This is a genomic window from Vreelandella sulfidaeris Esulfide1 (genome assembly GCF_054072535.1).
Map to the genome: position 1 here is coordinate 4,186,677 of NZ_CM133364.1, position 13,857 is coordinate 4,200,533.

15 protein-coding genes are annotated in these 13,857 nt (G+C 52.4%); 1 reads left to right on the plus strand and 14 read right to left on the minus strand.

The annotated features are described in order from the left end of the window. Positions 1–9 precede the first annotated feature (9 nt). The 14 genes from ACW44H_RS19460 to argC form a co-directional block, all read right to left on the minus strand. The gene (locus ACW44H_RS19460; RefSeq protein ID WP_113270197.1) at positions 10–546 is read right to left on the minus strand and encodes a F0F1 ATP synthase subunit delta; all 537 of its coding nucleotides are present in this window, start codon (positions 544–546) and stop codon (positions 10–12) included. A gap of 11 nt (positions 547–557) precedes the next feature. Further along, complete coding sequence (locus ACW44H_RS19465) at positions 558–1,028, minus strand: F0F1 ATP synthase subunit B (RefSeq protein ID WP_113270198.1); 471 nt, start codon at positions 1,026–1,028, stop codon at positions 558–560. A 76-nt stretch (positions 1,029–1,104) separates the two neighbouring features. After that, positions 1,105–1,332 (minus strand): F0F1 ATP synthase subunit C, encoded by a 228-nt coding sequence (atpE, locus tag ACW44H_RS19470; protein WP_018918432.1) that lies wholly within the window; start codon positions 1,330–1,332, stop codon positions 1,105–1,107. Between the two features lie 64 nt (positions 1,333–1,396). Beyond that, positions 1,397–2,224: a F0F1 ATP synthase subunit A gene (atpB, locus tag ACW44H_RS19475; RefSeq protein ID WP_113270199.1), complete on the minus strand. Its 828-nt coding sequence runs from the start codon at positions 2,222–2,224 to the stop codon at positions 1,397–1,399. Positions 2,225–2,256: 32 nt separating this feature from the next. Beyond that, positions 2,257–2,649 (minus strand): ATP synthase subunit I, encoded by a 393-nt coding sequence (locus tag ACW44H_RS19480; protein WP_113270267.1) that lies wholly within the window; start codon positions 2,647–2,649, stop codon positions 2,257–2,259. A gap of 229 nt (positions 2,650–2,878) precedes the next feature. Beyond that, entirely contained in the window at positions 2,879–3,808 is a 930-nt protein-coding gene (locus ACW44H_RS19485; RefSeq protein ID WP_457506111.1) for a ParB/RepB/Spo0J family partition protein, read from the minus strand. Between the two features lie 48 nt (positions 3,809–3,856). Continuing rightward, complete coding sequence (locus tag ACW44H_RS19490; RefSeq protein WP_447045962.1) at positions 3,857–4,624, minus strand: ParA family protein; 768 nt, start codon at positions 4,622–4,624, stop codon at positions 3,857–3,859. Positions 4,625–4,658: 34 nt separating this feature from the next. Further along, a complete protein-coding gene (gene rsmG, locus ACW44H_RS19495; protein ID WP_457506112.1) occupies positions 4,659–5,318 on the minus strand; it encodes a 16S rRNA (guanine(527)-N(7))-methyltransferase RsmG in 660 nt (219 codons plus the stop codon). Then, positions 5,315–7,219 carry a tRNA uridine-5-carboxymethylaminomethyl(34) synthesis enzyme MnmG gene (mnmG, locus tag ACW44H_RS19500; RefSeq protein ID WP_457506113.1) on the minus strand — a complete coding sequence of 635 codons (1,905 nt, stop codon included), beginning with the start codon at positions 7,217–7,219 and terminating at the stop codon, positions 5,315–5,317. Before mnmG ends, rsmG begins: the two co-directional genes overlap by 4 nt. A 593-nt stretch (positions 7,220–7,812) precedes the next feature. After that, positions 7,813–8,571 (minus strand): amino acid ABC transporter ATP-binding protein, encoded by a 759-nt coding sequence (locus ACW44H_RS19505; RefSeq protein ID WP_457506114.1) that lies wholly within the window; start codon positions 8,569–8,571, stop codon positions 7,813–7,815. Positions 8,572–8,594: 23 nt separating this feature from the next. Continuing rightward, positions 8,595–9,266: an amino acid ABC transporter permease gene (locus tag ACW44H_RS19510; protein WP_447045959.1), complete on the minus strand. Its 672-nt coding sequence runs from the start codon at positions 9,264–9,266 to the stop codon at positions 8,595–8,597. 118 nt (positions 9,267–9,384) lie between these two features. Next, positions 9,385–10,161 (minus strand): transporter substrate-binding domain-containing protein, encoded by a 777-nt coding sequence (locus ACW44H_RS19515; RefSeq protein ID WP_457506115.1) that lies wholly within the window; start codon positions 10,159–10,161, stop codon positions 9,385–9,387. Positions 10,162–10,309: 148 nt separating this feature from the next. Continuing rightward, positions 10,310–10,663: an iron-sulfur cluster insertion protein ErpA gene (erpA, locus tag ACW44H_RS19520; protein WP_113270206.1), complete on the minus strand. Its 354-nt coding sequence runs from the start codon at positions 10,661–10,663 to the stop codon at positions 10,310–10,312. 103 nt (positions 10,664–10,766) lie between these two features. Continuing rightward, on the minus strand, positions 10,767–11,801 hold the full coding sequence (gene argC, locus ACW44H_RS19525; protein WP_113270207.1) for an N-acetyl-gamma-glutamyl-phosphate reductase: 1,035 nt from the start codon (positions 11,799–11,801) through the stop codon (positions 10,767–10,769). A gap of 217 nt (positions 11,802–12,018) precedes the next feature. Here argC and ACW44H_RS19530 point away from each other — a divergent pair, with 217 nt between their 5' ends. After that, entirely contained in the window at positions 12,019–13,854 is a 1,836-nt protein-coding gene (locus ACW44H_RS19530) for a chloride channel protein (protein WP_457506116.1), read from the plus strand. Positions 13,855–13,857: the final 3 nt, after the last annotated feature.

Genomic DNA, 13,857 nt, shown 5'->3' on the forward strand with positions numbered 1-13,857 from the left:
CCCTCAGACTCAAGCGGTTAGCGCTTCGGAAAGGCGGTTCAATCGACCACGTACCGACCCGTCAATAACGGTGTCGCCAGCACGCAGGATGACACCGCCGATTAGCGACTTGTCCACCTGAGTAGTAATGGAGATTTCGCGATTCAGACGTTTCTTGAGCGCGTTTGCGAGCTTGGTCTTCTGCTTACTATCTAATTTGTATGCAGAGGTGACGTTCACTTCAACTCGCTGCTCGTGTTCGGCACGTAAGTGCTCAAACTGAACAGCGATGGAGGAAAGTGACATCAAACGACCCTGGTCTGCCAAAACATCTAAAAAACGGCGTAAAGCCTCGTCTTGCTCGCCAGGTAGCATATCGGCCAGCAGAGATACTTTTTTCTCGTTCTCGAGTTTTGGACTGCCTAGCAAACGACGAACATCACTGTCAGCTACCGCAGAGCTTAAAAAGCTCAGCGCCTGTGACCAGCTATCAAGCGCATCATGATCACGCGCGTATTCAAACGCTGCTTTAGCGTAAGGACGAGCGACGGTCAGTAATTCCGCCATAATTCACCTCCTTACAGTTCAGCAGCAAGCTCATCGAGTAACTTGCGATGTGCTTGTTCGTCGACCGATGCTTCAAGAACACGCTCGGCACCCATAACAGCGAGATAAGAGACTTGGGCGCGAAGCTCGTCTTTGGCACGGTTCACTTCTTGCTCAATCTCTGAACGTGCACTGGCTACTAAACGTTCACCTTCGGCACGGGCTTGCTCGCGGGCTTCTTCGATCATCTGAGCAGAACGCTTATTGGCCTGCTCAAGAATCTGAGAAGCTTGCTCCTTGCTTTCACGCAGCGTCTGCTCCGCCCGTTCTTGAGCAAGCTCAAGATCGCGGTTAGCTCGGCTGGCTGCGTCCAAGCCATCAGCAATTTTCTTCTGACGCTCATGAAGCGCGTTGCTGATCGGAGGCCACACATACTTTGTGCAAAACCAGACAAAGATCGCGAAGGCGATCGTCTGCCCGATTAGCGTCATGTTGATATTCACAGGAATGTACCTCTGACAAGTTCGTGGCAACCGGAGTGAAACAAAACCGAGCGCTTAGCGCCCGGCTGAGCTGTCATTAACCGGCAACAACGAAAATCAGGTACATCGCAATACCAACACCGATCATCGGTACGGCGTCCAACAGGCCGGCCATGATGAAGGTTTTGGTTTGCAGCTGGTCGCCTAGTTCTGGCTGACGCGCAGTGGACTCCAGCAGCTTACCGCCCAAAATAGCGAAGCCAATGCCGGTAGCCAGTGCGCCCAGACCGATGATGATGGCAGCTGAAAGATAAACCATTTCCATGATAAAGCTCCTGAGTTTAAGTTTTGGTTAAGGGTTGAGGGTTAATGAAATCGTTTTTGCTAGGTTAGTGATGTTCGTGTGCAGAATTCAGGTATACAACTGATAGTGTTGTAAAAATGAAGGCCTGCAGCGTAACTACCAGGATGTGGAAAATCGCCCACGGCACATCCAGCATCCAGATCGCCCAGAAGGGCAGAAGAGAAATCAGAATAAAGATCACTTCACCGGCAAACATATTGCCGAACAGACGCATGGCAAGACTGAAGGGTTTTACCAGTAACGAGACAATTTCCAGCAGCAGGTTAAAGGGAATTAGCGCCCAGTGGTTGAACGGCGTCAACGAGAGCTCTTTGGCAAAACCACCCACCCCTTTAACTTTGAAGCTGTAGTAAAGGATTAGACAAAACACCCCGAGCGCCATGCCTAAGGTGACATTAATATCGGTGGTCGGGACGATTTTCATATAGTCGACGCCGAGCTTGGCAAATAATACCGGGAAATAGTCAACCGGAATTATTTTTAGCGTGTTCATTAGCAATATCCAAGTGAACAGCGTCAAGGCAAGCGGTGCTATGAAAGGGTTACGCCCGTGAAATGCACCACGTACCAAGTTTTCAATAAATTCAAATACCATCTCAACGGCATTTTGTAGCCCGCTGGGAACACCGGTGGTAACAGTTTTACCGACTTTACGAAACAGCCAGATAAACAGCACCCCCATCGCGATGGACCAGCCCATAGAGTCTAAGTGAATAGCCCAAAAGCCCATTTCTCGGGCTTCTTCAGCAGAATTTGCCAGCGACCAACCATTCTCCGGGTGGTTGCCAAAGGTCAAATTCTGCAAGTGGTGCTGGATATAGTAAGTCGGCGAGACTTCGTTTCCTGCGGCCATGGCTGTATCACCTCAATCAGTTGTGCAATTTTCTAGGCATTAGCGTTTTTTGGCATTAACCAAGGCGTGAGCCAATGCGTAAGAACAACCGCAACATAAGCATAAAAAAAGAAAGTAGGGTTTGAGGGAGGCGCTGCAACAAACACTGCTACAAACAGTGCCACCGTCAAACCAAACTTGCCTGCTTCGGCGCGAAATAGGCGCATCGCTGTCTGTGAAGACCTACTTGCTCTTAGAACCCCCATCCGTTTGATAAAGAAAACATGGGGTAATAAGGCTACCAGTGCTCCTTTAAAAACCGACGACATGCTTTCGATGTCTGCGACTAGATAGGCTGCCAGCATACCTATCAGGGTAATCATCAGTTGCGCGATTGTGAGTCGAGCGATATACGCTTTTCGCCGCTGGGTTTCGTATCGCTGCATAACACGTGGGAAAACACCCAGCCTCACTGATGAAAGCCAATCTTCGGCAAGCCCATAGTTCGATGAAAATAATTCGATGAACCAGGACAACCTACACAAATCTTGCGCGATTATAGGGAAGCGCTATCACACCTTCAACCGAAGTCGCACCGATTTTGCCCGTTTAAGGGCTGATTTGCGACCAAAGAGGGAAAACGTGTGCGCTTCTTACGCGATATTGCATAGCCTGCTATTTAATATGATTTAAGATGCCGTCCAGTTCTTCCAAGCTCGTGTAGCGTATCGTTAATTTCCCTTTACCTTTTTGGCCATGATCAATGGAGACAGGCGCGCCGAGCAGTTCACCGAGATGTGTTTCAAGCTTCGCTACATCGGGCTGTTTATTTTGGCGGGTTGAAGGTTTGGTTGGCACTTGGCTGGTTTGCACTTTTTTCACCAGCGCTTCGGTTGCCCGCACCGTCATGTCGTTGTTTACCACTTCATGGGCAACTTGCCGCTGCTGAGTACTGTTCAATGTCAGCAGGGCACGCGCATGGCCCATATCAAGATCACCTCGTTCGAGCAGTGTTTGCACTTCGGGATCTAGCGCCAGCAGGCGTAACAGATTGGCCACCTGGGTGCGCGATTTACCCACCGCGTCGGCAATTTGCTGCTGGGTAAGCTCAAACTCTTCGCCAAGGCGCTTAAGCGCTAGGGCTTCTTCGATAGCATTGAGGTTTTCACGCTGGATATTTTCAATTAATGCGAGTGCCAACGCGACTTCATCGCTGACTTCACGAATCACCGCGGGAATTACGTCCAACTCAGCAAGCTGAGCCGCTCGCCAGCGGCGCTCACCGGCGATGATCTCGTAGCGATCCACACCGATTGGGCGTACCACAATTGGCTGCATAACGCCCTGGGCGCGAATGGAGTCCGCCAGTTCTTCTAATGCTTCAGGCTGGATATCACGGCGCGGCTGATACTTACCACGGGTTAATTGACCTAATGGCAAACGTTCAAGACGATCTTCGCTGACGTCATCGGTTGCCGCGCTACGCGTTGCATCAGTATGCGCCAAAGGCGTACCGCTACCGGCAAGTTCCAAGCTGTCACGGCGACGGGCACCGGCACCAATCAGGGCATCCAGGCCACGTCCCAGCGCGGGTTTACGCGTCATTCGCTTTCCCTCATTTTCACAGCGCGTCGGTTATGAAGTGAATAGTATTTAAAGTGAAAGACGACGAATCATCTCTTTTGCCAACACACGATAGGCCTGACTACCCCGGGAGAACCGAGCATATTGCGTAACGGGTAATCCATGGCTCGGCGCTTCAGCGACTTTAACATTGCGCGGAATGGTGGTTTTTAACACCATATCGCCAAAATAGTCACGCAGTTGCTTATCTACTTCCCGCGTTAGGCTGGTTCGCTTGTCGTACATGGTGCGCAAAATGCCTGCAACCGCCAGGGCAGGATTCACATTTTGCTTAATCTGCTCAACGGTATCGAGCAGTGCCGATAATCCTTCTAGCGCATAGAACTCACACTGTAGAGGGATCAGCACGCTGTCGGAAGCCGTTAACGCGTTCACGGTTAGCATATTCAACGAGGGCGGGCAGTCGATCAGTACCACATCGTACTCATCCGCTACCGACGCCAGCGCTTTCGTCAAACAGCTTTCACTACGCTCGCGATCCAATAGTTCAACTTCGGCGGCGGTGAGATCTCCATTGCCTGGCAGCACGTCGTACTTGACCGCCAGCTTTTTGACAATCGTTTCAGCTGCCGTTGCGTCGCCCAGCAGTACATCAAGTACGCTTTTTTCAAGCTCATACTTGTCGATGCCGCTGCCCATGCTGGCATGCCCCTGGGGGTCAAGATCCACCAACAGTACGCGACGGTCGAGCGCAGCGAGACTGGCCGCCAGATTAACGGCCGAGGTGGTCTTGCCCACGCCGCCTTTTTGGTTGGTCAGGGCAATGATCTGGCTCACTTACTCAACTCCTTCTGGGGGTCAGAATCAACATTCAGCTCTCAACATTCAAGATCAGCAGCTGCCGCTGGGCCGCTTCAAAGGGTACTTCCAATAGGTGACGCTGGTGTAAACGTATACCGGCGGGCAGGTCGCGCAGTTCATCATCCGCCCCCGGGCCTTTCATGGCTAACCACTGGCCATCGGCGCTGGGTAGCTGGCGGGTCAAGGTGACAAAGTCCACCAAGCTGGCAAACGCCCGGGAAATCACCTGGTCAAAAGTACCCGCTTGAAACTGCTCTACCCTCGCCTGGACGGGGGTTACATTTTCAAGCCCTAGCTCCATCACAGCCTGACGCTGAAAGCGTACCTTTTTGCCATTGCTGTCCAGTAGCGTGACTGCAAGTGCTGGCTTCAAGATAGCCAACACAATACCGGGTAGTCCTGGGCCTGAGCCGACATCAAGCAGTCGCGGCCCTTGCACATAGGGCAACACAGCGGCGCTATCCAACACGTGGCGAGACACCATGTCATCTACCTCGCGTACCGCTGTGAGGTTATAAGCCCGGTTCCACTTGTGCAACAGTCCCAATAAGCCTAGCAGCTGTTCACGTTGATGTTCGTCAACGGCGATGCCTAACTGGCTAAGCCCTTGATCGAGCCGTGTTGCAACGCTTGCAGGCAGAGTTTTCAACAGTGGGTTCAACGAACTCATCCGTTAACCACCTCAGCTGCGGCCACCAACCGGCGCTTTTTCAGATGCACCAGCAAAATAGAGACGGCCGCCGGGGTGACGCCTGAAATCCGCGCCGCATGGGCAAGCGTTTCTGGCCGCGCTTCAGCCAGCTTTTGGCGAATTTCGTTAGACAAGCCTTCCACTTTCAAATAATCCAGCTCCGCAGGCAGTGGAGTGGCTTCGTGGCGCTTGAGCTTATCGATCTCATGCTGCTGGCGATCAATATAGCCTTGATATTTTGCCTGAATCTGCACCTGCTCAGCGACGGCAGGATCGGTGACCAGGGTGCCCTCGATACCGGGTAGATTGGCCAAATCGCTGTAATTCAATTCAGGGCGTTTAAGCAGATCGCTCAGGCAATACTCGCGAGTGAGCGGTGCGCCGGTTTTTTCGGCGACTTGCTCCGCCGCTGGGCTTCCCGGTTGTATCCACAGGGTGCTTAGCCGCGCGCTCTCTTGTTCGATAGCCTCGCGTTTTTGGCTAAACGCTGCCCAGCGCGTGTCGTCGACAAGACCCAATTTCCGGCCCGCTTCGGTTAAGCGCAAATCCGCGTTGTCTTCCCGCAACAGCAGGCGGTACTCCGCACGGGAAGTAAACATCCGGTAGGGCTCCTTGGTGCCCATGGTGATCAGGTCGTCGACCAATACGCCTAGATAGGCTTCATCGCGGCGGGGATACCAGGCGTCCAGCTCTTGAGCGCGGCGGGCAGCATTCAGGCCTGCCAGCAAACCTTGTGCACCGGCTTCTTCGTAGCCGGTGGTGCCGTTGATCTGTCCAGCAAAAAACAGGTTGTGGATAAATTTTGTTTCCAGCGAGTGTTTTAAATCCCGCGGATCAAAAAAGTCGTACTCAATAGCGTAGCCAGGCCGGGTGATATGGGCGTTTTTCAAACCTTTGATGGAACGCACCACCTGAATCTGCACGTCAAAGGGCAGCGAGGTCGAGATGCCGTTGGGATAGAGCTCATGGGTATCCAAGCCTTCGGGTTCGATAAACACCTGGTGGCTGGATTTATCGGCAAAACGATGCACTTTGTCTTCAATCGATGGGCAGTAACGCGGCCCGATGCCTTCGATGACACCGGAGTACATCGGTGAGCGATCAAGGTTGGCCAGAATCAGATCGTGGGTCTGTTGATTGGTGTGAGCAATATGACAACTCACCTGCCGAGGGTGCATCTCCCGCGACCCCAGGTAGGACATCACCGGCGTTGGGCTATCGCCTGGCTGCTCTTCCAACTGAGAAATATCAACGGTTTTGGCATCGATGCGCGGCGGCGTACCGGTTTTTAAGCGATCAACCCGAAACGGCAGTGCGCGCAGACGTTCGGCCAGCGCGTTGGAGGGCGGATCGCCTGCTCGGCCACCTTTGCTTTGATCCAAACCAATGTGAATCACGCCCCCCAAAAATGTCCCGGTACACAGAACGACGCTTTCAGCATGAAAGCGAATACCGGTTTCCGTCACCACGCCACGGACGGTGTCGTTATCCACAATGAGATCACCAGCGGCCTGCTGGAAAATCGTCAAATTGGGTTGGTTTTCCAGCATTCCGCGGATCGCTGACTTGTAACGAATGCGGTCAGCCTGGGCACGGGTGGCCCGAACGGCGGGCCCTTTGCTGGCATTGAGCACGCGAAACTGAATTCCACCTAAATCCGTGGCAAGCCCCATAGCGCCGCCGAGTGCATCAATTTCCTTGACCAAATGACTTTTGCCGATGCCGCCAATGGCGGGGTTACACGACATTTGGCCGAGGGTTTCGATGTTGTGGGTGAGCAGCAGGGTCTGACAGCCCATACGAGCAGAGGCCAATGCGGCTTCGGTTCCCGCATGGCCACCGCCGATGACAATCACGTCAAAGCGGTCGGGATAATTCAAGAGACACCTCGTCTTGTGCCTATTGGCACGGATGATGTGGCCAGCGTCGACAATTTCTGACGGCGCTACCTTAGATCAATGAGCCGGCAAGTATAAACCCCCTGTGGGTAACCGTCAGGTTTTTCCACACCCGGATTACTCAGAACAACTCTATTAATAACAACATAAATATAAAATAAGAGAAGTTCTGTAAATGTTGTAATTACTAGTGTGGACAATTTCTGTGCATAAACAATTTATCATTAATATTTTCAATAGCTTATATTGTTGACTTCTACGTGTTTGAAGGCGGGATTCCCTGGGTAGAAGGGGTGCTAAGCCTGTGGATGGAATAGCGCCTTATCCACCGATACAACTAGGCACCGCTTATCCACCGGCCAGTACCTGGGTTGTTACCGCACCTGTGAACAACGCTAGACTGGTGTGGAGCTAACGCTTAGCGACGTCCATGGTAGGCCTTACAGAGATAAAGACGCACAATGTAAAAAAACTTTATCCACAGGCAAAAAAAAGGCCTGTCGTGTCGACAGGCCAGTAAAAAGCGTCATTCAGTGAAAATTAATACTTATTTTAAAGCGCTAACAGGGCTCAATTTAGTGTTTTAGCACGCGTGCAAGGAAGGATTGAGTACGTTCATGTTGAGGCGAATCGAACAGTTGTTCAGGCGGCCCCTGCTCGGTAATTTCACCTTTATGGATAAAAATAACCCGGTCGGCGACTTCGCGGGCGAAGCCCATTTCATGGGTAACAATCACCATGGTCATGCCTTCTTTAGCCAGCTCGCGCATGGCATCCAGTACTTCCCCGATCATTTCCGGGTCAAGCGCCGAGGTGGGCTCGTCAAACAGCATTAAGCGCGGTTCCATCGCTAGGGCACGGGCCAGTGCCACCCGTTGCTGTTGGCCGCCTGAGAGCTGGCTGGGGTACTTTTCGGCTTGGTCGGCGATGCCCACTCGGTCTAGTAGACGCTTAGCGTTACTAATGGCGTCATCACGGCTTAAACCACGGACTTTCATGGGGGCCAGAGTGACGTTGTCAATCACGCTGAGATGAGGAAATAGATTGAACTGCTGAAACACCATGCCCACTTCGGTACGGATGGTTTGCAGCGCTTGTGTGCTCTTTCCGTGTGGTAACAGTTCATTGTTATCGACGACCAAGTTGCCCGTTTGGAACTCTTCCAAGCCGTTAATACAGCGAATCAGCGTGGATTTACCTGAGCCACTGGCACCGATAATCACCACCACCTCGCCAGGTACAATTGTAAGGTCAATGTCGTTGAGTACGTGCAGGCTACCAAAGTGCTTATTGAGCTGCTGCATACGCACAATAGGTTGCGTTGTGCTGTTCATTGTATCGCTCATTGCGCGTGTCCTTATTGTCCTGCCAGGCCTCTGCGCTCAAGTTGGCGCAGGATGATGGAGAGCGTCCAGGTAATGGCTAGATACATCAAGGCGACCATGAAGTAGACCTCAAGCGCCGTGAAGGTGGTGGCGATATAGATCTGCCCTTGACGAACCAGCTCTCCGACGCCAATGACTGAAAACAGCGACGTGTCTTTAATACTGATAATCCCTTGATTACCGAGAGGTGGGATCATGCGCCGAAACGCCTGGGGCCAGATAACATAGCGAAATGCCTGAGTGCGCGAGAGACCCAGGGAGAGTGACGCTTCCCCTTGGCCGCGTTCAATGGACTGCACACCGCCGCGCACGATTTCTGAAATGTAAGCACCGGAGTTGACCGCTATGGCGGCAATACCCGCGACAAGGGCATTGATTGGACCTCCTAGGAGCTGGGGTAAGCCGTAAAAAATAAACAGCACCTGTACCAGAATAGGTGTGCCGCGGAATACTTCGACGTAAACGATGGCCGGCCAACGTAGCCAGCGCAGGCGGCTAATACGTAAAAGGCCAAAGAAAATACCGATAAAAAAACCGATGGCGAGGCCGCCAAACGAAATAAGTAACGTCCAGGGGATACCCGGCAGCAAGTAAGGGATAGACCCAAACGCTGCTGACCAATCAAACTGAAAATTGACGTCCACGCGTAGACTCCTGAAACAAAAAAGAAGATGAGAAAAAGTGGATGACAAACGCAGCAGGGCCGGGGGTTGTGGCCGCCCGGCCCTGTAACGACGTTACGCTATTAGTAAGTCTTTACGTTCATTCTTCGCTGGGAGCTTCGCCAAACCACTTGGTATAGATTTCGTCGTAAGTACCGTCTTCTTTCATAGCGGCGAGTGCTTCATTGGTAGGTTCTACCCATTCGCTACCTTTATGAAACACAATGCCGTATTGCTGGCCTTCATACAGCGGGCCAACGACCTTGGTGCGGCCTTCTCCGCGGGTTTGCGAGAAGTAAGCAACGTTAGGTGCGTCATAAAGCACGGCGTCAACGTTACGACCTAAGAGCGCCATGTACATGTCGGCGGTGCCGGGGAAGGGCGTAATATTGGCATCTTCACCTAGCTCTTGCTGGAGATAGTCATAGCTGGTGGAGCCAATTTTGGTGCCAATGGTGAGTTCTTGAAGGTCTTCTAGCGTCTCGACGCTATCATTATCGGCGCGAACAATAATGCGCAGGCCTGAATCGTAGTAGGGGTCGGAGAAATCAACTACTTCTGCGCGCTCTTCGGTAATAGTAGTACCGGCAATAGCGATTTCCTGGCTACCCGTTTGCACGGCGGGAATAATGCCAGAGAACTCCATGGTAGTCAGGTTGACTTCAAATCCTGCACGTTCGGCGACTTCGTTGATGATGTCCATGTCGAAGCCGACCATCTCGCCGGTTTCTTGATCCATCATTTCAAAGGGCACAAAGCTTGGGTCAGTGGCCACGTTCACCGATGGCGTTTGGGCCACCGCAGCAGTGGCGCTGCCTAACCCTAGTGCGATAGCCAGTGACACTTTTGTTAGGCTAACTGGTAATGCTACTTTCATAAGTTTCCCCGTGTTTTATGTGGCTGCTAGCGGGTTGCAAAGCGGTATATACCGTTTGATAAACCCAATAAGCCGTTATTGACCTATTAACCTTGGCGAGAAACCGTCAGGGCGTCAAGTCACGGGGAGCGTCATTGTCCAACGCTGTTTAGACCATAAAGGAAGCGCCACAGCCGCAGGTGGTGGTGGCATTAGGGTTTTGAATACGAAAACGCGCGCCAGCCAGGCCTTCTTCGTAGTCGACAGTGGAACCTACCAAATATTGGTAAGAGAGAGGATCAACCACTAACGCAGCGTTACCAAATTCAATAACGGTGTCATCATCGGCGACGTTTTCTGCAAAATCGAAGCCGTACTGAAAACCAGAGCAGCCGCCACCGGTCACGTAAACACGCAGTTTTAAGGATGGGTTATTTTCTTCTGCAATCAGCGCGTTAATACGTTTGCGTGCGCTGTCAGATAGTAGTAATGGAGTAGGAACAAAGGCTTCTGCACCGCTCATGGGTACCTCCCGCGAGCTTTAAGAACGAATAAATCGGCATTGGGGGGTGATTATGAGTAATTCCCAGCAAATTGGTCAACTATTGCTGGGAATTAGTGAAGTGTTAAGGCATCAGCGCAGGCGCGGTTAGGCCGGTATTTTCTTCGAAGCCAAACATCAAATTGAGATTTTGAATCGCTTGGCCGGAAGCGCCTTTGACTAAATTATCAATCACCGATAGCACGACCACAGTATTGCCATTGCCGGGGCGATGCACCGCTAGACGGCAAGTATTGATGCCTTTCACGCTGCGTGTCTCGGGATGACTCCCTGCAGGCATGACATCAACAAACGGTTCATCGGCATAGCGCTGCTCAAACAGCGCCTGTAGATCACCCGGCTCAGCGGTTAGCTGGCCGTATAGCGTGGCATGGATACCGCGGATCATTGGCGTTAGGTGGGGGACGAATGTCAAACCAACCGGTGCCTGCTGGATATCTCTTAACCCCTGACTAATTTCTGGCAGGTGGCGGTGGCCAGCGGCACCGTAGGCTTTCATCGACTCGCTGGCTTCGGCGAGCAATGAACCGACTTTAGCGCCACGACCTGCACCGGTGACACCCGATTTGCAATCGGCAATTAACTGCTGGGGCGCAATCAGACCGGCTTCCAATAACGGTAGATAACCTAGCTGAACAGCGGTGGGATAGCAGCCGGGAACGGCAATTAACCGTGCGGTTTTAATTTTCTCCCGGTGCATTTCCGGGAGACCGTACACCGCTTCTTCCAATAATGCCGGGGCGCCGTGGGCCTGGTCATACCAACGGCTCCATTCATCGGCATCGCGCAGCCGAAAGTCGGCAGACAGATCAATCACTCGCGTGCCGTTTTCAAGTAGCTCACCGGCTAGGGCATGAGCAACGCCATGGGGCGTCGCGAAAAACACGGCATCCATAGCACCTAGCTGTTTAGCATCTGGCTCGCTAAATGCCAGTGTATCGTAATGGCCGCGCAGGTTAGGGTACATATCGCACACTTTGACGCCTGTTTCCGAGCGCGAAGTAATCGCGGCGACGCTAACGTGGGGGTGTTGGGCGAGTAGCCGTAGTAATTCAACGCCGGTGTAACCGGTACCGCCAACAATGCCGACCTTAATCACAACTAACTCCTTGCGGATTACGCAGAACAGTTTTTAAACATTTTCTTAAAACAGCCTAAGAAACAGCCCAAAAAATCAGCTTTTTACGGCAGTTCTCTAGAATAGTCTGGATAACACAGCGTAAGCGGATTACTGCAGGCTGTCGAAGTGTATCGGGCTATGATACACAAGAGGATAAAGAGACAAGAACACTAAGACCATAACAAGGAAGGTCGCTGTGGCGCGTTTTTCCCGATCAGATTTTACCTTAGAGAGTTTTCGTCGCCAGTTGGCTAATGTCGACGCCCTTCCTCAACTCTGTTTGTTGGGCCTTGTCTCGGGGGTTATTACCGGTGCAGTGATGGTGGCGTTTCGATTGCTGTTGGCAGCGGGGGCCTCGCTGTACATGACGGATGGCGATCCCGAAGCGTTTGAAAGTATGGTGCCCTGGCTACGCGCGTTGTTACCGATGCTGGCGGTGACCCTAGTTGGGGTGCTGCTGTATCGGCAAAAACCGACAGCGCGCAAGCTAGGCGTAGGTCACGTTATTGAGCGACTCACCTACCACCAAGGCCGTTTTCCGTTACGCAACTGGTTAAATCAGTGGTGGGTCGGGGTGGTGGTGGTCTTGGGTGGCCTCTCTGCCGGCCGTGAGGGCCCAGCTATCCACTTGGGTGCGGCAGCGGCGAGTGGGTTGGGCCAGCAAATGCGCTTACCCAATAACAGCCTGAGAGTACTCGTGGCTTGTGGTACCGCTGCTGCTATTTCCGCCTCCTTTAATACGCCAATTGCAGGGGTAATCTTCGCCATGGAAGTGGTGATGATGGAATATACCTTGATGAGCTTTATGCCCGTCATTTTGGCTTCCACCATGGGCGCGCTGGTGGCGCAGTTAGCTTATGGGAATGAGCCGGCTTTTCGTATTCCTGAAGTGGCTCTTGGCTCGTTGATCAATTTACCTTGGATTGTGCTAACTGGGTTAATGATTGGTTTACTAGCCGGTTTATTCATCCATATTTCGCGTAGTCAGCGGATTATGGAATGGCCGCTTTGGTTTCGCCTTGGCCTTGTGGGGGTTACTACTGGGGTTGTTGCTTGGTGGTTCCCACAAGTGCAGGGCATTGGTTACGACAGCGTGGCGGCTGCGCTCAATAACCAGCTTGAAATCAAAGTGTTAGTGGCACTGATGATTGCAAAACTGCTCCTGACAGCGTTAACCGTGGCTGGAGGTGTGCCGATTGGTATTATCGGCCCGGTGCTGGTGGTGGGGGCTGCTACGGGCGCGCTATTTGGTCTGCTGGGTGGTTGGCTATGGCCAGATAAAGCCGCCGACCCGGGAATTTATGCAATGCTCGGCATGGCTGCGATGATGGGTGCAGTCCTGCAAGCTCCGCTTGCCGCGTTGATGGCCCTTTTGGAGTTAACCCACACGCCGAGTATTATGCTCCCGGGAATGTTAGCGGTGGTCGTTGCGTGTTTAACCTCGCGTCAGTTAACCGGCTGTGAGGGGTTTTTTATTAGCACGGTACGTTACGGACTGCACCCACTTCAGCAACCGTTGATGCAGGCACTCTCAAGAGTCTCGGTGCCAGCGGTGATGGAGCGTCAACTAGTACGTACTGAGCGAATGATTACCCCTGATCAGGCGCGTCACCTGCTGGAAACGAACCCGGTGTGGTTAGTGATTGAGCGCTCAAGTGAAGAAAAACCGGTGCTGGCGCTTAAAGCCGTTGAACTGGCGCGTTGGCTACTTGAACACGATGAGTCATTGCAGGGTAAAGAGCCGCCTGAGGATGAATTAATCGATTTGTTGGAGATTCCTGGGCAGCGTTTGGAGCTGGCGCCGATTGGCCTACAAGCCACGCTTTCGGAAGCGTTCTTAAAGCTTCAGGATAATGCACTGGGGGCGCTCTACGTGGTACACGGTTATCGCCCTAAACAGCGGCGTATTTCAGGTATTATCACTCGTGGCGCTATTGAGCGATATTACCACTACACTGATCCTCGTGGTGCTGATACTCATGGCACCGATACACATGACCCTGATGCACGAGAGAAGAATTCATCAGTTTAAGGA